23 protein-coding genes are annotated in these 19,317 nt (G+C 35.3%); 16 read left to right on the top strand and 7 right to left on the bottom strand.

Annotated elements, in window-relative coordinates; genetic code table 11:
* The first annotated feature begins 16 nt into the window (after positions 1-16).
* From WAX78_RS15170 to WAX78_RS15155, 4 genes are all read left to right on the top strand, one after another.
* Positions 17-577 carry a biotin transporter BioY gene (locus WAX78_RS15170; protein WP_336481166.1) on the top strand — a complete coding sequence of 187 codons (561 nt, stop codon included), beginning with the start codon at positions 17-19 and terminating at the stop codon, positions 575-577.
* 39 nt (positions 578-616) lie between these two features.
* Positions 617-2,080 (top strand): acyl-CoA synthetase, encoded by a 1,464-nt coding sequence (locus WAX78_RS15165; RefSeq protein ID WP_336481165.1) that lies wholly within the window; start codon positions 617-619, stop codon positions 2,078-2,080.
* Positions 2,073-3,158 (top strand): acetyl-CoA C-acyltransferase, encoded by a 1,086-nt coding sequence (locus WAX78_RS15160; protein ID WP_336481164.1) that lies wholly within the window; start codon positions 2,073-2,075, stop codon positions 3,156-3,158. The genes WAX78_RS15165 and WAX78_RS15160 overlap by 8 nt, the downstream gene beginning before the upstream one ends.
* A gap of 71 nt (positions 3,159-3,229) precedes the next feature.
* Positions 3,230-3,817 carry an HAD-IA family hydrolase gene (locus WAX78_RS15155; RefSeq protein ID WP_336481163.1) on the top strand — a complete coding sequence of 196 codons (588 nt, stop codon included), beginning with the start codon at positions 3,230-3,232 and terminating at the stop codon, positions 3,815-3,817.
* A gap of 19 nt (positions 3,818-3,836) precedes the next feature.
* Here WAX78_RS15155 and WAX78_RS15150 read toward each other — a convergent pair whose 3' ends face one another.
* Positions 3,837-5,045 (bottom strand): alanyl-tRNA editing protein, encoded by a 1,209-nt coding sequence (locus WAX78_RS15150; RefSeq protein ID WP_336481161.1) that lies wholly within the window; start codon positions 5,043-5,045, stop codon positions 3,837-3,839.
* Between the two features lie 140 nt (positions 5,046-5,185).
* Between WAX78_RS15150 and WAX78_RS15145 the strand changes: the two genes are divergently transcribed.
* Both WAX78_RS15145 and WAX78_RS15140 read left to right on the top strand, forming a co-directional pair.
* On the top strand, positions 5,186-5,578 hold the full coding sequence (locus tag WAX78_RS15145) for a hypothetical protein (protein WP_336481373.1): 393 nt from the start codon (positions 5,186-5,188) through the stop codon (positions 5,576-5,578).
* Between the two features lie 87 nt (positions 5,579-5,665).
* Positions 5,666-6,898: an MDR family MFS transporter gene (locus WAX78_RS15140; protein ID WP_336481160.1), complete on the top strand. Its 1,233-nt coding sequence runs from the start codon at positions 5,666-5,668 to the stop codon at positions 6,896-6,898.
* A gap of 235 nt (positions 6,899-7,133) precedes the next feature.
* On the opposite strand, the gene WAX78_RS15135 is transcribed toward WAX78_RS15140, so the two are convergent.
* Positions 7,134-7,517, bottom strand: a complete 384-nt coding sequence (locus tag WAX78_RS15135) for an Hsp20/alpha crystallin family protein (protein ID WP_336481159.1) — start codon at positions 7,515-7,517, stop codon at positions 7,134-7,136.
* Positions 7,518-7,665: 148 nt separating this feature from the next.
* Positions 7,666-7,812, bottom strand: a complete 147-nt coding sequence (locus tag WAX78_RS15130) for a small acid-soluble spore protein P (protein ID WP_336481158.1) — start codon at positions 7,810-7,812, stop codon at positions 7,666-7,668.
* A gap of 206 nt (positions 7,813-8,018) precedes the next feature.
* Between WAX78_RS15130 and WAX78_RS15125 the strand changes: the two genes are divergently transcribed.
* Both WAX78_RS15125 and WAX78_RS15120 read left to right on the top strand, forming a co-directional pair.
* A complete protein-coding gene (locus tag WAX78_RS15125) occupies positions 8,019-8,282 on the top strand; it encodes a hypothetical protein (protein ID WP_336481157.1) in 264 nt (87 codons plus the stop codon).
* A gap of 91 nt (positions 8,283-8,373) precedes the next feature.
* A complete protein-coding gene (locus tag WAX78_RS15120) occupies positions 8,374-9,054 on the top strand; it encodes a polysaccharide deacetylase family protein (RefSeq protein WP_461781921.1) in 681 nt (226 codons plus the stop codon).
* 186 nt (positions 9,055-9,240) lie between these two features.
* Here WAX78_RS15120 and sspO read toward each other — a convergent pair whose 3' ends face one another.
* Positions 9,241-9,390 (bottom strand): small acid-soluble spore protein O, encoded by a 150-nt coding sequence (gene sspO / locus WAX78_RS15115; protein WP_098307008.1) that lies wholly within the window; start codon positions 9,388-9,390, stop codon positions 9,241-9,243.
* A gap of 321 nt (positions 9,391-9,711) precedes the next feature.
* On the opposite strand from sspO, the gene acnA reads away from it, so the two are divergent.
* Positions 9,712-12,435 carry an aconitate hydratase AcnA gene (acnA, locus tag WAX78_RS15110; protein ID WP_336481156.1) on the top strand — a complete coding sequence of 908 codons (2,724 nt, stop codon included), beginning with the start codon at positions 9,712-9,714 and terminating at the stop codon, positions 12,433-12,435.
* Between the two features lie 624 nt (positions 12,436-13,059).
* On the opposite strand, the gene WAX78_RS15105 is transcribed toward acnA, so the two are convergent.
* Positions 13,060-13,416 (bottom strand): hypothetical protein, encoded by a 357-nt coding sequence (locus WAX78_RS15105; protein ID WP_336481155.1) that lies wholly within the window; start codon positions 13,414-13,416, stop codon positions 13,060-13,062.
* Positions 13,417-13,875: 459 nt separating this feature from the next.
* Between WAX78_RS15105 and WAX78_RS15100 the strand changes: the two genes are divergently transcribed.
* Complete coding sequence (locus WAX78_RS15100) at positions 13,876-14,352, top strand: SMI1/KNR4 family protein (protein WP_336481154.1); 477 nt, start codon at positions 13,876-13,878, stop codon at positions 14,350-14,352.
* A gap of 30 nt (positions 14,353-14,382) precedes the next feature.
* On the opposite strand, the gene WAX78_RS15095 is transcribed toward WAX78_RS15100, so the two are convergent.
* Positions 14,383-14,742, bottom strand: coding sequence for a DUF7668 domain-containing protein (locus tag WAX78_RS15095; protein WP_461781920.1), 360 nt, complete (start codon positions 14,740-14,742; stop codon positions 14,383-14,385).
* Positions 14,743-15,021: 279 nt separating this feature from the next.
* On the opposite strand from WAX78_RS15095, the gene WAX78_RS15090 reads away from it, so the two are divergent.
* From WAX78_RS15090 to WAX78_RS15070, 5 genes are all read left to right on the top strand, one after another.
* The gene (locus WAX78_RS15090) at positions 15,022-15,609 is read left to right on the top strand and encodes an SMI1/KNR4 family protein (RefSeq protein WP_336481152.1); all 588 of its coding nucleotides are present in this window, start codon (positions 15,022-15,024) and stop codon (positions 15,607-15,609) included.
* Between the two features lie 160 nt (positions 15,610-15,769).
* Complete coding sequence (locus tag WAX78_RS15085; RefSeq protein ID WP_336481151.1) at positions 15,770-16,168, top strand: hypothetical protein; 399 nt, start codon at positions 15,770-15,772, stop codon at positions 16,166-16,168.
* Between the two features lie 226 nt (positions 16,169-16,394).
* Entirely contained in the window at positions 16,395-17,021 is a 627-nt protein-coding gene (locus WAX78_RS15080) for an SMI1/KNR4 family protein (RefSeq protein WP_336481150.1), read from the top strand.
* A 59-nt stretch (positions 17,022-17,080) separates the two neighbouring features.
* Positions 17,081-17,401: a hypothetical protein gene (locus WAX78_RS15075; RefSeq protein WP_336481149.1), complete on the top strand. Its 321-nt coding sequence runs from the start codon at positions 17,081-17,083 to the stop codon at positions 17,399-17,401.
* A 48-nt stretch (positions 17,402-17,449) separates the two neighbouring features.
* Positions 17,450-17,962 (top strand): HEAT repeat domain-containing protein, encoded by a 513-nt coding sequence (locus tag WAX78_RS15070; protein WP_336481148.1) that lies wholly within the window; start codon positions 17,450-17,452, stop codon positions 17,960-17,962.
* Between the two features lie 43 nt (positions 17,963-18,005).
* Here WAX78_RS15070 and WAX78_RS15065 read toward each other — a convergent pair whose 3' ends face one another.
* A complete protein-coding gene (locus tag WAX78_RS15065; RefSeq protein WP_336481147.1) occupies positions 18,006-18,383 on the bottom strand; it encodes a DUF6262 family protein in 378 nt (125 codons plus the stop codon).
* A 226-nt stretch (positions 18,384-18,609) separates the two neighbouring features.
* Here WAX78_RS15065 and WAX78_RS15060 point away from each other — a divergent pair, with 226 nt between their 5' ends.
* On the top strand, positions 18,610-19,239 hold the full coding sequence (locus WAX78_RS15060; protein WP_336481146.1) for an immunity protein Imm33 domain-containing protein: 630 nt from the start codon (positions 18,610-18,612) through the stop codon (positions 19,237-19,239).
* Positions 19,240-19,317: the final 78 nt, after the last annotated feature.

The following is a 19,317-nucleotide window of genomic DNA, read 5'->3' as shown; positions in this document are numbered from 1 at the left end:
CAGGAGAAAACATAATATGAATACAAGAAATTTAGTTTTTGTAGCTTTATTTAGTGCTATTATGGCAGTGCTAGGATTTATACCGCCAATTGCGTTATCATTTACACCTGTACCGATTACATTACAATCACTTGGTGTCATGCTTTCGGGCGGTTTGTTAGGATCTCGTCTAGGGGCTCTGAGTCAACTCGTATTTTTACTTGTTGTAGCAGCGGGTGCACCGTTGTTAGCTGGAGGACGCGGTGGATTTTCGGTTTTTGTAGGACCAAGTGCCGGTTATTTAATGGGATATGTAATCGGAGCATTTGTTATTGGATATTTCGCAGAACGCCTTCGCAACGTAACATTTTTGAAATCATTTTTAATTAATATTATTGGTGGGATTTTCGCTGTATATTTCTTCGGTGTTATCGTACAAGCTTTTGTGATGGATATAAGTGTAGTGAAGGCAGCGAAATTAAGTGTTGTGTTTTTACCAGGAGATATATTGAAGGCTGTATTTGCAGCAATTCTTGTTACGAGACTACAACGTTCATTGAAACGAACAATTTATAGTACACATTATGAAACACGTTAAAACGTGTTTCTTTTTGTTATAGAAAAGGAAGTGGAATAGGTGGGAATTACAAGAACGTATGCAGCGCATGCTCAATATCAACCGAATAAAATTGCAATAAAAATAATAGATAGAGCAGTTACATACAAAGAGTGGCATCTATCTGTATGTCAAGTTGCCAATTGGCTTCACAAGGAAGAGTCAAGTAATAAAAAGATTGCGATTTTGCTTGATAATAGTGTGGAATTTTTACAAATCTTTGCTGGATCTGCTATGGCAGGCTGGATTTGTGTACCACTTGATCCAAAGTGGAATATTCATGAACTTGAGGAACGACTACAAATCGTACAACCTTCTATTATAGTTGTAGTACAGCATAAACGTAATCAGTTGCCTCAAACAAATAGTAAAGTATTTTCTATCAGTACGTGGTCTGAAAGATTAGCGAATATTTCTAGTACAGTAAATTATGTAGAAAAGGTAGAAGAGTTACCTTTTTATATGGGATTTACATCAGGTTCAACCGGAAAAGCAAAAGCATTCCTTCGTTCACAACAATCATGGGTAGAAAGCTTTGCTTGTAATGTTCATGATTTTCATATGAACAAAGATGATGCAGTATTGCTCGCAGGGACATTTGTTCATTCTCTTTTTTTATATGGTGCGATGAGTGCTTTATTTTTAGGACAAACGATACACATAACTGAAAAATTTATTCCAAGCCGTGTTTTTTCAATATTAGAAAACGAAGCTATTTCTGTTATGTACACAGTTCCGACAATGCTAGAATCCTTATACAAAGAAAAAAGAGTTATAGAACGAGAGATAAAGATTATTTCCTCAGGTGCAAAATGGGAAGCTGAAGCAAAGCAAAAAATAAAACAGGTCTTTCCAAAGGCAAAGCGATATGAATTTTATGGGGCGTCTGAATTAAGCTTTGTTACAGCACTATCACATCATGATAATGAAAATAAACCATCTTCAGTTGGAAGACCATGTCATAATGTAAAGATTAGTATTCGTAATGGGGACGGACAAGAAGTAAAGCAAGGAAAAGTCGGCACAATTTATGTGAAGAGTGAACAGTTTTTTATGGGGTATATAATAGATGATGCACCAATTTGTCACGTAACGAGTGATGGATGGATGACAGTTCATGATGTGGGATATGTTGATGAAGATGGATTTTTATATATTGTAGGACGAGAAAAAAATATGATTATTTATGGTGGGATCAATATTTTTCCTGAAGAAATTGAACGTGTATTGCAGATGCATCCAAATGTTGATGAAGCAGTAGTTGTTGGTAAGAAAGATATGTATTGGGGAGAAAAACCGGTAGTGCTGGTTAAAGGAGTGGTATCAAAACAAGAGCTGAAGGCATTTTGTTTTGGAAAGTTATCTTCCTATAAAGTTCCGAAAGAATGGTATTTGGTAGATGTAATTCCTCATACAAGCAGTGGGAAAGTTGCACGGGCAGAAGCGAAAGAAATTATTGAAAAACAGGAGTTTATGTATGAATAGAGCAGTAATTGTTGAAGCAAAACGCACCCCGATTGGAAAGATAAATGGGATATTTAAAGATTATTCTGTTGAAAAATTAGCGGCCCCTTTACTTACTTATATAAGTAAAGGTATCGAAAAAGAAATCGATGATGTTATATTCGGAAATGTTGTCGGGCCTGGCGGAAATGTGGCTCGGTTGTCGGCACTAGAGGCGGGTCTCCCGTATGCTGTACCAGGTGTGACGATTGATCGTCAGTGTGGAGCTGGACTGGAAGCGATTCGATTGGCATGCCATCTGATTCAGGGCGGGGCGGGAACTTGTTACATTGCAGGTGGAGCCGAAAGTGTAAGCACTTCACTATTTGAGAAACGAGCGCGCTTCTCACCTGAACATATTGGTGATCCTGATATGGGTGTTGCTGCAGAGTATGTAGCTGAGCGTTACGAAATTACAAAAGAGATGCAAGATGCGTATGCATGTTTGAGCTATAAACGAACATTAGCAGCATTAGAAAAAGGATATTTACAAGAAGAAATTGTACCAGTTTCTCATATTATAGGAGATGAAACGATTAAGTCTCGTATGAATTATGAAAGAATTATAAAACGAACACGCCCTGCCTTTTTACAAGAGGGAACAGTGACGGCAGGTAATTCATGTGGAGTGAATGATGGAGCGTGTGCACTTCTTATTATGAATGAAACGCAAGCGGAAAAGCTTGGTTATAAACCGGTGCTACGATTTGTGCATAGTGCCGTTGCTGGTGTAGATCCTCATTTTCCTGGTAGTGGACCGATATTTGCGGTACAAAAATTGCTACAACAGATGAATCTTACGATGGAAGATATTGATTGTATTGAAATGAATGAAGCATTTGCCTCTAAAATAGTTGCATGCGCGCGAGAGTTAAACATTCCGTATGAAAAATTAAATGTAAACGGTGGAGCGATTGCTCTTGGACATCCGTATGGTGCATCGGGAGCGATGCTTATGACAAGATTATTTTATCAAGCACAAAGAGAACAGATGAAATACGTGATTGCAACGTTAGGTATTGGCGGAGGAATTGGACTTGCACTTTTGTTTGAAGCGTAATATAAATGTTATCTAATGTTTTATAAATTAAGTATGTAAATCTTATTTGTCATTCAAAAAGGAGAATATACATGAATGCAAACATATTATGGGATTTTGATGGTACTTTAGTAGATAGTTATCGTGTATTTGTACGTATGTTTAAGAGAGTTATAGAAGAACACATACATGAGGATGAAATTATGAAACATTTAAAGATTTCATTTACACATGCAGTAAAATACTATGGATTATCACAACAACAAATTGATCAAATATTAGAAATGGAAAGGTCTTTACACCCATCGAAATATCAACCGTTCCCAGGAGTCGAAGAAGTATTGCAAAGAGCGAACTGTAATTGCATTGTGACGCATAATTCGAAACAAGAAGTGATACGAATATTAGAGCATTATGGATGGTTAAACTATTTTTCCGAAATTATTGGTTGGGAAGATGGATTTCCGAAAAAGCCTAATTCGGAAGCGTATATACATATGCATAAGAAACATTCTATTAATCTTGTTGTGGGGGACCGCGAGTTAGACCTTTTGCCTGCTAAAAAATTAGGAATCACAACATGTGCCTTTCAAAATTTAGCGATTCAAGGTGCAGATTATTATATTCATTCGTATCGTCAATTCCTTCATATTATGAAAGAGAAGAGTCTCCAAATGTAGTAGAAACGCAAGAAGCTATTTATGCTTCTTGCGTTTCTTTTTGTATATGAATGAGATGAGCTAAAAATGCTTCACCTGAAATGGTTGCTTTTCCGCCACCGCGCGCGCTTTTTTGATTCCCTCCACCTTTTCCTTCTATAAGGGGAAGAGCTGCTTTTAAAAGAGTATTCATGTTTTGTTCAACGGCTTTACCGCATGCGCAAATGCATTGTAAATTTTCACCGTTTTGTGTAACAAAATATGTAATGATATGTTCATCTTGCTCTGTAATGAGAGCTGCTAATTTAGCCAGTTTCTGCATAGAACGATCTGTAAAGTTAACTGCAATTTGTTTTCCAAATGAAGTTTTCTCTGCTTGTTGTAATAATTCATTTGCTTCTACAAGAATGAGTTTTTCGTTCGCTGCTTGCAGTGCTTTTTCATTTTCCTTTTGAGAAGAAAGGAGCTGATTTATTTTGTTTGGAATATCGTCTTCTTTACTATGTAATTGCTGGGCTGCACCTTTTACGAGAGCATGATTACGCTTCATAAGTTCAATTGTACGCCAGCCGCAAACAAATGTAAGACGAATGTTTCCTTTATGACGCTCCCAATTGATAATTTGAATTGGGCCGACTTCACCGGTTTGTTTTGGATGTGTACCGCCACAGCCGTTATAATCAAGATTTTCAATAATCACAACACGAATGTTTTCTGTTACAGTTGGTTCCTTACGAAGGGGAAGCTGTTTTGCTTCTTCTTGGTTTACCCATTGAACTGTAATGGGACGACTTTCAAAAACAATTTGATTAGCAAGGTAAGAAGCTTCTTCGGCTGTTTCTGAAGAAAGATCAGAAGTTTCCAAATCAATTGTTACGATTTCCCTTCCTAAATGAAAACCGATTGTTGGAATATTAAAATGGTCCCAAAATATAGCAGATAAAATATGTTGTCCAGCATGTTGTTGCATATGATCAAAACGACGTTTCCAAGAAACATATCCTGTTACATCATTTGTATGTATCTCTTCCGTAATGTAATGACGAATTTCTCCATCTATTTCTTCTACATTTATCACGGGAATTTGATTTAATTGCCCTGTATCATGTGGCTGACCACCACCGGCTGGATAAAAAGCTGTTTCTGTTAATACGACATATATATTACCATCGTTGTCACGTGCTTGTTTTGTAATTTGAGCTGTGAATGTTTGTAAGTATGCATCTTTGTAATATAATTTTTGGTTCACGTCTATACTCCTCTCAAATGTAACTATTTTCATTGTAAAACAATACGTATCACTTTCCTAATATTTCATAAGAAAAATTCTCTTTTTTAGAATTTTCTTGCTATAATAAGAAAAAGGGGAACATAACGGGGGTGGATGAAATGTTATATGAAAATGGTGTACGTAAACTGATTCATCTGAATACGAATATTTCTGAGATATACCGAGAATTGCATGAAATGACCCGTCATTTAACAGAATGTAACCGAGAAAGTGTCACATTTGATCGGTTGTATGTGAAAGAATTGCTATGGAAGAAAGAAGATGTAGTCGCTATGTATGATCAGTTGCTTATTCAAGTTTGTATTAATGAATGTTTTGATATGAAAAGTTGGATAGCAGGAGAATATAGCTACACACATGAAGAAGTAGAGAGTTGGGTAGCTGAGTTTAATAGTAAACATAATATAAATATTGAAGCAGAGGCAGTATTAAAAGAATTACAGTTTACATATGGTATTGATATGGAGCTAAAACGAACGGCTCGCGTTTAAGAAAACAAAAATCATGTTTTCAAAGGAAGCTGCTTTTCAGCTTTCTTTTTCTTTGTATTGTATTTGTAGATAGAGAAGGTGAAAGAGATGAAGGGGAAGTTACAACACATTCATCCTATCGGGATGACTATTATTATTGGAACATTATTTGCAAGGTTTGCAACATCAATGAGCATTCCGTTTTTAGCAATTTACTTGACGAATGCAAAAGGAATATCAGCAGGAGTTACAGGAGCAATTATTGGAACGAGCGCATTAGTAGGTGTATTTGCAAGTTTCATTGGCGGGAATTTATCAGATCGTTATGGGCGAAAAAAGATTATGCTAGCATCTATTATTGTTTGGATTTGTGTATTTATTGGATTTGGATTTGCAGAGCATGTTTTAGCATTTTTCTTACTAAATGCACTAAATGGGATGTGTCGTTCATTTTTTGAGCCAACGTCTCGCGCTTTATTATCCGATTTAACAAAGCCGGAGCATCGTTTAATGATGTTTAACTTGCGTTATGGTGCTATTAATGTTGGTGTTGCGATTGGGCCGCTTGTTGGTCTTCAGGTAGGAACTGCTGAATCAACAACACCGTTTTTTATAGCAGCTATTATGTATGCTCTTTATACAATTGTACTCGCATTACAATTTAGCAAGTATCACATTGGAGAAGAAAAAACAGAAAAGACAGAACGAGTTACTTTAATGGATTCCTTGCGCATTATAAGAAAAGACATTGTCTTTTTAGTTGCGTTAATTGGAATTATCATTAGTACAGCAGGATACGCACAGTTTTCATCAACGCTTTCTCAATATTTTGCGAACTCCCATCTGTTTGAAAATGGAGTGAAATTGTTTTCTTATGCATTAACATTAAACGCAATTACTGTAGTAGTCGTTCAGTACCCGCTCATTCAAGTTTGTAAAAAGTATACACCGCTCGTATCCATTATGATTGGTACATTACTTGTTAGTGTAGGATTATGTGGATTTGGATTTGCGGGATCAATGTGGGCTGTTTTCGTTTGTACGATCATATTTACAATTGGAGAAGTATTAATGTTTTCCATGACAGATGTGTTTATTGATCAAATTGCTGTTGCAAATTTAAAGGGAACATATTTCGGGGCAATGGGATTCTCAGGAATTGGAGCTGTTATTGGGCCATGGTTTGGCGGGCTTCTGTTAGATCATTACGGTTACCATAATGGTTTTACGATTTTTACAATTTTGGCGGTGCTTTCAATGCTTGCATTTCCGATTCTGTTGTTGACCAGAAGTTTGCTGCGTAAAAGAACGATAGAAGAAAAATGGGAAGCGCAAATGTAATACGCGTATGTACGAAATAAAGTTTTATAAATAAAGGAGGCTGATTATTTTAAGAATCAGTCTCCTTTTATTATTGCCAGTGCAATAGTAGTTTTAAGGTGTTAATCGCTTTCAAATCTTCCGGTACTTTCTGCTTTATCATGCTATTTGCGGGCAGTAATACCCCCATTGATGGCAATTTCACTTTATTTGCAGAAAGGATAATTCTTATCTCGTATGTTAGATTTGCATGTGACTATTCTGTAAAGAGGACAGTTTGTTCTGTTAATTGCGCTGTTTCTGTTTTCGAAATGTGAATGGTAAGAAGACCATTATCAAGATAGGCTAACATTTTTTTATATATAATATTGGCTGGTAAGAAAATCATATGCTGTAAGGCAGAGTTGTTACAAAATATGTTAATTTGTAGGCCTGTCTCCATCTTTTTAATCAGAATATTTGGCTCAACTATGTTCGGAATATCGGCTTCTAAAATATATTCTTGTTCTGTTTCAAAAAGGTCAATGTGAATACCGTTTGGAGAGGGAGAATTTGCGTATAAATCGGAGCAAAATTGATTCATCCATTCTTCAAAGCCATCAACATGAAAAAGGCAGTCTTTTTTCTTTTTCTTGCCCATCGTAAGAAAACCTCCATAAAATTTCATTCATATTACGATATTCACTTTGAAAATAGAGGTGAAAAAGAAAGGGGAAATGTGCTTAAAAATAAGAGAAGATATTAGAAATATATGATAAAAAGACAGTGCGCATGCACTGTCTACTTTGTTACATATCGTGGTGAGCATGATTTTTTTGGCGCGAATGTTTTTGGTTCTTTACTTTGTGTGATCCGCTTAACGGTTCTGGTTGACCACCAGAAACTTGTCCTTGCGGAGAATTTTTACGAATGGATTTGCTGTTGTTTTTCTCCATTATAATACCCCTCTTTTTCTTGAGCTCTAGCGGTTATTTACATGAACGATAGAGCTCGATTAGCGAAATGAATTAGCTGAAGGAAAGTACCAAGTCTAAAATTCCGCTCTATATTAGGATGAGAAAACTTCATAAATTTATACGAGAATGTTTTTTGAGGTAAAGGTAAAAGATAATGGAGAGTAATAATAGAAAGGGGAATTATTATGCCGTATCATAAAGATAAGCAACAAGCATTTCAAGCTGCACAGCAAGGAACAGTGGATGCAGAAAATGTATATAACAACATTGTAAAAAATGATCCAAATTACGCACAGGATTTAAAACATTTACGTCAAGAAGTGCATGAAGCATATGAACAAATTCAAAATGCATTAGAAGTTGCTTCTGAAACACAGCGAGAGCGATTGCAACAATATGAACAAGATTTGCAACATATTATGCAAAATGTGGAGGAAGTGCGTGATTAATAGGTTGTTGAGTAGTCTCAGCAGCCTTTTCACATAAGACGAGCTAATGATGATGAAAGAAAAATGTATTATAATTATTTGTTTTATTGTTATGTTAAGTATGATAGGAATTGAACATGTTGATGCAAAAATGTTAATGAGAAAAGAGTTAGAACCAACTGGTCACGTAACATGGGAAGTACCAACGAATGAAAAAATAATAGCAATAACATTCGATGATGGCCCGGATTCTACATATACACCTGAAATTTTAAAGATATTACACCAATACAATGCTGAGTCAACTTTTTTTATGATTGGATTCCGAGTTAAGCGTAATCCATATTTAATTGAACAGGTGTTAAAGGAAGGGCATGAAATTGGTAATCATACAATGAATCATTTGTATGCACGCAGTACAGCAGGACAAAGACTCGAAAATGATATTCTAGAGGGAAAACGGTATTTGCAAAAATGGGTAGATAAACCTCTTCTTTTTCGTCCGCCTGGTGGATATATTAATGAATCCGTATTTAAAACGGCAACAGAAGCAGGATATGAAATTGTATTATGGTCTTGGCATCAAGATCCAAGAGATTGGTCTAATCCTGGAAAGGATAAGATTGTAAATCAAGTTCTAAATAATGCGAAGAGTGGTGATATTGTCTTATTGCATGATGGCGGAGGCGATAGAAGCCAAACTGTCGAAGCATTAAAAGAGATTTTACCAGCTTTGCAAAAACAAGGGTATCGATTTGTGAAAGTATCGGAGTTATTGAAGTATAAGCATTGAAAAATCCCAAAAGATAATCTTTTGGGATTTTGTTTTATCCCGCATTAAAGGGCAGTTATCCCTCACCTCAAGATTCAAAGAGAAACGAGGAAGATAGGTGAGAGATAACTGCCAGTAAAAGCCCGATTGGTGAGAGCTTTCCATTAGTGTGGGGGATGAAAAACCCCCACTGATGGAAGTTTCACTTTATTGATTTTTTTTACGTTTTTTATTGTTTTGACGCTGAGCTGCTGTTAATGGCTCATTCGAAAATTCCTCATTATATCCTGTACCTTGTCCTTGTGCAGAGGCTGCGTTCATTCCTGGAATGACATGATTTGCTTTACGTTTTCCCATTATGATTCCCCCTAATATTTTTTGGCTTGGAAATTTGATTGAGAATGAAAATAAAACTAACCATAAGAACCTAGATAGTTCAATTTTTATAAAGAAAAATGCTTTCTAAAAAGCAGTTTCACTTTATAAAAATAGTATCTGTTAACCGGTAATTTAATATGCAGCAACGAAGTTATAAAGAAAACTTATGAAAAACTATAAGTTTCTTCTTATTTACTTATCCATTAAGTTGTAATAATATATTATCGTAAGGTATTGAAAAGTTTGTCTACATTTTATATTCAGACAACTTCAGTCACGTTTAACAGGGGGGTAACCATAATGGTAAAACACAATCCATTTCAAACTCGCGCAACATTTGAAGTAGATGGAAATACGTATCATTATTATCGTTTGAAAGCACTTGAAGATGCAGGGGTAGGTAATGTTTCTAAGTTGCCTTATTCAATTAAAGTGTTACTTGAATCAGTACTTCGTCAAGTTGATGGCCGCGTTATTAAAGAAGAACATGTTGAAAATTTAGCGAAATGGGGAACGAAAGATATTCAAGATATCGATGTACCGTTTAAACCATCTCGTGTTATCTTACAAGACTTTACAGGAGTTCCAGCTGTTGTTGATTTAGCTTCTCTTCGCAAAGCAATGGCAGATATGGGCGGAAATCCTGATAAAATTAATCCGGAAATTACAGTTGATCTTGTTATTGACCACTCTGTACAGGTTGATAGAGCGGGTACGCCAGACGCGCTTCAATTTAACATGGACTTAGAGTTTAAACGTAATGAAGAGCGTTATAAATTTTTAAGCTGGGCACAAAAATCGTTTGATAACTACCGTGCAGTTCCACCGGCAACAGGTATCGTTCACCAAGTAAACCTTGAGTATTTAGCACCAGTTGTTCATGCAGTGAAAAATGCTGAAGGTGAACTTGTTGCATATCCAGACTCATTAGTAGGAACGGATTCTCATACAACAATGATTAACGGAATCGGTGTTCTTGGATGGGGCGTTGGTGGTATTGAAGCAGAAGCTGGTATGCTTGGGCAGCCATCATACTTCCCAGTTCCAGAAGTAATCGGTGTGAAATTAACTGGTACACTTCCAAGTGGTACAACAGCAACAGACGTTGCATTAAAAGTAACACAAGTATTACGTCAAAAAGGTGTAGTTGGAAAATTTGTTGAGTTCTTTGGAAGCGGTTTACAAAGCATGCCATTAGCTGACCGTGCAACAATTTCTAACATGGCACCAGAATACGGTGCAACTTGCGGCTTCTTCCCAATCGATGATATTTCATTAGATTACTTACGTTTAACAGGCAGAAGCGAAGAGCAAATTCGCATCGTTGAAGAATATTGTAAAGCGAACGGCTTATTCTATACAGCTGATAGCCAAGATCCGATCTATACAGATCTTGTTGAAATTGACTTAAATACAATTGAGTCTAACCTTTCTGGTCCAAAACGTCCACAAGACTTAATTCCTCTTTCTAACATGAGAGATGAGTTCCGTAAAGCTGTTGTGGCACCGGTTGGTAACCAAGGATTCGGCTTCTTAGAGCAAGAATTTGATAAAGAAATGAAAGTTGTATTACAAGATCAAGAAGTAACGATGAAAACAGGTGCAATTGCAATCGCAGCAATTACAAGCTGTACAAATACATCTAACCCATATGTGTTAATTGGTGCAGGCTTAGTTGCGAAAAAAGCAATTGAAAAAGGAATGAAAGTACCTGGTTACGTAAAAACATCATTAGCGCCAGGATCTAAAGTTGTTACAGAATACTTAGATAAATCAGGATTAACAGCTTACTTAGATCAATTAGGCTTCCAAACAGTAGGTTACGGTTGTACAACTTGTATCGGTAACTCTGGTCCATTAGCACCAGAATTAGAAGAATCTATTGCTGCAAATGACTTATTAGTAACATCTGTCCTTTCTGGCAACCGTAACTTTGAAGGTCGTATTCATCCACTTGTAAAAGCAAACTATTTAGCATCTCCACCACTAGTTGTGGCGTATGCACTTGCTGGTACAGTTGATATCGACTTGAAAAATGATGCAATCGGTAACGATGCAAACGGTAACCCAATTTACTTTAACGACATCTGGCCAACAGCGGCAGAAATCGAAGAAGTTGTACAAAATGTTGTAACTTCTGAACTATTTAAGAAAGAATATGCACAAGTATTTAACAGCAACGAACGCTGGAATGAAATCCAAACTTCAAACGAAGCTTTATATACTTGGGATAATGATTCAACATATATCCAAAACCCGCCGTTCTTCGAAGGGTTATCAAAAGAGCCAGGTGAAGTGGAAACACTTTCAGGACTGCGCGTAGTTGGTAAATTTGGCGATTCTGTAACAACAGACCACATTTCACCAGCTGGATCTATTGGCAAAAATACACCAGCAGGCCGTTACTTATTAGAAAATGGTGTGCAGCCAGTTGACTTCAACTCTTACGGTTCTCGCCGTGGTAACCATGAAGTAATGATGCGCGGTACATTTGCGAACATTCGTATTAAAAACCAAATCGCTCCTGGCACAGAAGGTGGATTCACAACATACTGGCCAACAGGTGAAGTGACATCTATCTATGATGCTGCAATGAAATACAAACAAGACGGAACAGGTCTTCTTGTTATCGCTGGTAAAGATTACGGTATGGGAAGCTCACGTGACTGGGCTGCAAAAGGTACAAACCTTTTAGGCATTAAAGCAGTTATCGCAGAAAGCTTCGAGCGTATTCACCGCAGTAACCTTGTATTAATGGGCGTATTACCACTTCAATTTAAAGATGGTGAAAGTTCAGAAACATTAGGTCTTACTGGTCAAGAGTCATTTGAAATTCAAATTGATAAAACAGTAAAACCACGCGACCTTGTAAAAGTTGTTGCGACTGACTCAGAAGGAAACGAAAAACAATTTGAAGTAGTAGCACGCTTCGATAGCGAAGTAGAAATCGACTACTACCGTCACGGTGGTATCTTACAAATGGTTCTTCGTGAAAAGTTAGAAGAGTCTAAGGTATCTAACTAAGTTGTAGATTTACTAGTTCTAAATGAACAATAATTAAGTATACCGTTACAAAGTTAGGTATACTGGATTGAATAAAGTGTTTAATATAATCATTCGTTATTCGGTATTAAAATTCAATTTCTATCAAAAAAAGGGAAGACGTCGAAAAATCGTCTTCCTTTTTTGATTGTGAATTATTTTTGAGTAATGGGTTTTTGATTCCATAAATCCGATATCGAAATTTTATTTAAACTAATGGCTCTGTTAAATTTTATTGTTGATTTTTAGTCAAATATAAAAGCCGATGTTTTACATCGACTTTTTTGAGTAATTTCTTCAACTCACGCACCTGTTAGTTTAACAAGCAAATTGTAAAATTCCTCTTAACTTTAGTCATTTTCATAAGGAAGAATTTCTCCTCCCCAATTACAGTAAAAACAATCTATTCCCCACCCACTAACAGGCACAATTACTTCATTTTCTTTTCTTTCATTAAAAATAAGTCTTGTAAATGGGTGAAGATAGAATGATTCATCAACAAGTTCCTTACCACAATTAGCACAAAACTTTTAGATTTCTTGTTAAACTAATCTGCTCCATTAGTTTAACAAAAAATCAGCAACATTCTTTAACGAAGCCAAATATTTAAATAAATTTAACCAGTTCTGGATTTAATGCGACAAAATGAGGCATCCAACAATCCGAATTCTCAGTACCAATTTCGTGGTTATTCAAGCAAACCCGATTTATACCATCTAAACCATCATAACCACAACATCCGTTTAATCTACTATCATCTGAATGGTAGTTTGAATTGGTTAAATCCTTAATATTGATAATGATTAAGCCTTTCAGTTTTATACCTGCTTTTCCGTCACCAACTATAAAAAAACCTTCAGGAATATAATCTTGACCATCATTTTCATTAAGAAAGTTTAAATCTTCTAGCTCAGTCACTTCCTTAGAAATCTCTATTTTACAAGTTTGACAAATCAACTTCATACTAGGGTCCCCTTTTTAAACCTAATAGTTTCTTCGATTATACCATAGCTTTAATTTTTCTTTTATTGAGCTAATCTGATCCGTTAATTTAATGAAAAATCAACAGCAGTGTTTAACAGAGCCAAACTAATAAATCTCTCTGACCCCAGTCAAATTCCTTTAAACCATGCTTATAAGCCATTTTCACAAAGAGGGCAACTTTGGGCACCACGTCAGTTACCGCTTGTGGTACAGGAAGAGATTCGAAAGCAAATGTATCAATAAAAGGGGATTCTCGCGGGATTGTATTTGATACGAAAATAGAAACTTAATGACTATCGGCAAGAATTTGTAAAAAATGTTGATCTTCTTCTGCTAACGAAGCAGAATAGTGCAAGAAAGTAAAAAATATGATTTGTAGCGAGATCATAATGTGTATATACTCAATACATCTTCTATCTGAAATGTGGAGGCAAAAAAATGAGTTGGGACAATTATAAGAAAGCGATTACTTTAATGGAGGAATATGAAGACGAATGTGATTTTGTGGGAGAGCACTCTGAGGATGTAGTAAAGAAAGCCGAGCAGGCTTTAGGACTTCGATTTTCAAATACGTATCGTGATTTTGTAAAAAGGTATGGTGCAGGTAACTTTGGTGGTGAAGAAATATATGGCGTTATCGGAGAAGACTTTGAAAACTCATCTGTTCCAGATGCCATTTGGGTTACCCTCACGGAACGTAAAGAATGGAATCTTCCTCAAAATGTAGTAGTCATCGCTGATACAGGGATGGGTGAATGGTACTGCTTGGATTTTAACCAATGTAATGCCGAAGGAGAGCCGCCTGTAATTACCTATGACTCTGGACTTGAAACAGATGAGCGAACGTATGATAGGATTGCAAATGACTTTGGTGATTTCCTGTTGTCATTAGTAAAAGAAGAAGTGGATTGCTAAACTTAAAACAGAGGAGGCTGACCTCCTCTGCTACATAACATCTAAATCGCGCAATTTGACTGTAAGGGTGTCATTTTCTTTTTTTATAACATCAAATTTTAACCATAAATCGCTTTGTTCATTGTCGTAATACAAAACCATCTCACCTTGGTAATTTGGTGGCGGTTCGTATGCGACCTCGTAAATGTCAATTTCATCTTCCCAGTTTTCATAGGTACTATCAGGGGGATATGTCATTGTACCTGGGTACGCATCCAATTCCTCCAAAATTTCTTCAACTGTCATAAGAGAACGACCTGTAGATATAATCTCTGAGATATTTCCTCTTACTAAGTCATTTATTAATTCTTTTAATTGAACTACTACCTGTTCCTTTATATTCTTTGTCACCAAGTATATCGCTCCTATTTTATAATAACTTCTATACTTAAAGAAAAGATCGTCCTACATTAGCATTTTATCACAATACATGAATTGGATAAGCCAGAAATCTTTGTTTGTATCGTTATTACGAGGCTTAATAACATATAAAAATTGAAATTAACTGGAATATTGGTCGAGGTATTTGATTTTTATATTATTAATATGCAATTCTATAGTTTCTAGATTGTAGGTATTTGCTATGCTAAAATTGTGACAGTGTAAGTTAGAGGAGATGAACATGTTGATATGGTGATAGAAAAACTCTTAGATAAAGTCAATGAATTTCAAGGACCCATTGAAAATTTTAAACTCACTGGATTAACACTTATATATGTATCGCAAGAACTAAAAAATAATAAGGATATTGTTTTTCCAGACAATGTTGTATATGCCTTTTTTAAAGGAGTAAATGATGATTTTATCAGTGAGATAGAGAGAAAAAATAATATGAAATTACCTCTTGTCTATAAAAATTTAGTGAAAATATGTAATGGTTTTTCATTAGGATTAGGATATGGCGTATTCTATGGTTTACCAACTAGATTGTGGAAAGGTGTATCTTGGAAAGAAAAGCCGTTTTTAGCAGATGACGTGATAGAAGAAAACAAGAATGCACCAAAAAAGATTACAAAACGTTTTTTTGTAATTGGGAGAAATTTTTCAACAGGCGATTGGTTAGGTATAAAAGACAATAAAATGTATCTTATTAATAAATTCGGCAAGCAATTACAAGAAATTGATTTTTACAATGTTTTTATTCAAATTATAGAAGATTGTAATAATCAACCAGAAAAATTAGGTGAGTATATAAAAGAACTTTATAAAAATGTATAATGATAAGCTTATCACAAGATGTATAGAATCAAGGATAATCAAGTTACCTCCGATAATAAGATGGCATGTAAACTTCGTATGAATAGGATATGCAATCATTTATGGACAAAGAATCAGTTAAAGTTAATATAATAAGTCTTTCTATAAGGGAGTATTAACAATGGATGCCAAACAGGCCTTTTTATTGGAATTACATAACATTATTAAAGAATACTCGATGGTTGGAAACCAATTAACAAATCCATCAAAAGAATTAATGTGGGAAGAGTTTAATCTAACAAAAGAAGAATTTGAAGCTTTACAATCTCAATCTTTTACACCTGAAAGCATTACTGCAATTGAAAAAATAGTGCGTTATAACATTATGGGTGCGTTCCATGATGCTTTAAGTTTACTTGATGGAGTAAGTGATCCGACCATAGCAAATATGGAAGAGGTATGGGTTGGTTTAAAACTAGAGGAAAAACAAGAAGATGAGGAAGAAGAGGAACTGTTTTTACACGATAAGTTGTATGAATCATATTGGGAATGGTTAGATGTACAAAAAAAGAGTAAATAGTTACTTCTAATAACGTTATTTATTGTGAACAAAAGGTGTTTTTGCGTCTAGAAAACACCTTTTCGGTCTACGATTTTTTAAAGCAGTCTAATATTTTTTCCTATGTAGTGTTGAATCACACTTTCATAACTTCACATATATAGAGTATTCATTAAAAACTTTAATACAAGGAAGCTTTACCATGATAATCTAATCTTATAAATACATAATAAAGAAAGGACCAGCTATGTTGAACAGTCAAAAATGGATTAATAACTGGAACGAAACGTTTCATCAAATAGAAAAAATTAAAGGGGAGATTGAATCTTTCGTTGTTGAAAAATCAGCAACAGAAGAAGAAATTAAATTAATAGAGCAACAATTAGGTTATTCTCTTCCTGTTAGCTTCAAAGAGGTTTTGGTGAATTTTTCAAAGCAAGTAGAGCTTCGATGGTCCTTTCCAGATAAACTTTCTATACCAGTTGAATTCGATGCTATCTTTGCAGGTGAACTATGTTGGAATTTAGATTCGATTGAGGATTTAACAGAAGTTGCAGATAGCTTAAAGGATGTAGGGGATAATTATGGTGAGAATTTACGACAAAAATTAGCGTTCTATACCGTTACTAACGGTGATTATCTTGCTTTAGACTTGAATTCTAATAGCGAAGATGCAGCTGTTATCTACTGGGATCACGAAGAAGATTCAGTCACTTATGTAGCAGATAATTTTATCAAATTTATTGAAAAGTTTACTGATTTGCATTTAATTGGGGCTGAGATCTGGCAATGGGAAATCTTTATAGATCCAAAGGGCATAAATACAGATAGTGAAATAGCACAAAAATGGAAAAGACTCTTCATGGAACTTTAAAACATAGGCCCTGTTAACTCTCGATAAAATATCATAAATCATTAAGTGAGGCATAAACCGTGTCAGTAACATTTTACATAGCTAATACTAGAGAAGAAGTTGATCATGCTAAATATGGGGTTTATCTGGAAGATGAAGTGCATGATTATCTTTGGAAAAACGCAAAAGACGTTCGTCATAATTTAAACTTGCTAATTCATTTGGATCCTTATGACAATAAACAGTTTAATGTACATGAAGTAAAGCGGCTGAAAAGAATATGTGAAATTCTTATAAAAAATTATAATGAACTTGATATTGCACAGTTTTCTAAAGAGTTATTTGCTTTATGTGTAGAAGCATTAAAAAATGATTGTTTGGTATATGCATTAGGAGATTAATTTAAACTTCCGATAACGGGAAATATGGACACAATAGGGGGGAATTTAATGAATCGAGAACAAGCACTTCAGGTACTTAAGAAATACTCTCCTATGCCTGATGACGAGGATTTAACTGAAGAAATGATAGATGAGTATGCAAGCGCAATTACATACTTCGAGGACAATCCCCATCCGAGCTGTATAGAACCTATCATGATGACCTTTAGTTTAGATGATTGTTATGGTGTATACGAACATGCAACATGTGTACTACGTGAATTTAGTAATGATGAGGTAGTTCCACACTTAATTAGAGCCATGCAGGATAAACATGAAGGGAGAAAATATTGGGGAACAGAATTAGCTAAATACTTTCCAGATGTAAGATTAGTTAGTTCTTTATTGACCTGTATTGACGATTCAAACGATGAAATTCGAGGATATGCAGTTTACGCATTAAGCAAGATTGGTGATAAATCAGTTTTGCCTATATTACATAATAGGTTATTAAAGGAGTATGACGAAGAGGTTTGTGAGGAATTAAAACAAACTATCTCGAAACTAGAAAAAATCAAATGATTTTCGATAACGCTAATTATGATTTATCAAAAAACACGGCACATTATTTGTCGGGCGTGTTTTCGTATGTTTGATACAAGGGCGTCATCAAATGTGCATTTTGTTCTTCGAGAACTTTTATTTTTTGAAGAAATTTTCGAATTTGCGTGCGATATTGTTCTTCGATAAGACTGTATTCATCGAGGGGTGAATCGTAATCGTACTGTTGTTTTCGCAGGCTATCGATTTGCTGAAACAACTCTTCGTTGCGGTACAGATAGGACTTGGAAACACCAGAGCGTACGGAGACCGCATGAAAGTTAACGGCACGATTTTCTCGAAACAATCCTTGAATGGCGTGATGGACACGAGCGGCTGCTTCTAAACTTTTCTTTCGGTTATACGCTTGTACACCCGCTGTGTTTCGATGTTGCTGGGACATGGTACTCCTCCTATGAAATGAGATGAAAGAACGTATGTTCTCATTTAATTGTAAGGAAGAGTTGGAGAAGATGCAACGGGGTGTTACAGTAGTCGCTGTGAAAAATGTAATAATAAAGGATGGTGGTATGATCCAAGTACTGTTTACCATGGCGTAAAAGTTTTATACAATAAACAAACAAATAAATAAAATTTAATTTTTGCAATTTCGAGGGGAGACAAAAAGGATGTCCTGGTATTTAGATAATGTTTACGAGCTAAACAAAGAATCGCCATATACATTTTACGTTCCTAGTTCAGAGGTATTGGACAAATTAAAAGTTGGGGATTTGGTAAAGTTAATCTTCGTAACTAAGACAGAAGAAGATGATGGATTTAGTGCTGAAAGAATGTGGGTTGAAATCACCCAAATAAACGAGAAGAAATTTGTAGGGAACCTGGACAATGAACCCTATCGTTTATCGTTAAAAAGAGGCGATGAAATTTCATTTGGAGTTGAAAACATATGCGATACGGAATATGAGGACTCAACTTCATGTGATTGGGATTTTTATTTTGACACTCAGGTAACTGTTAGTGATGATGTTCTTGAAAAAAGAGAATTTAACTTTATGCTTAGAGATAGTTCAAGAGAAGAAGGCGACTCTGGTTGGTCAATATTAAGTGGCTATGAAGATGATGACTATCTATGTGATCCTGAAAACTTTCATATTATTTCTATTGGAGTAATCCTGAATATGGACGATTCCATTTTAGAATTTATTCAAGAACCGCCTTTATGTGCATACGAAAGAAATGATAAAGGAGAATTTTATAAAATTAATGATTATAATTGGGATGCTTATTTAAATGGATAATGTAAAAACGGATAGACAAAGGAGTGAAAATCATTCCTTGGTTAGAACAAGTTTTCTCCCAAAAAATATCATTGCTTT

Origin of the sequence: Bacillus yunxiaonensis (genome assembly GCF_037104695.1) — a bacterium.
In the GTDB taxonomy this organism is placed as follows: domain Bacteria; phylum Bacillota; class Bacilli; order Bacillales; family Bacillaceae_G; genus Bacillus_A; species Bacillus_A yunxiaonensis.
Note: the sequence above shows the minus strand (reverse complement) of the source record. Positions and strands in the feature narration are given on the sequence as shown.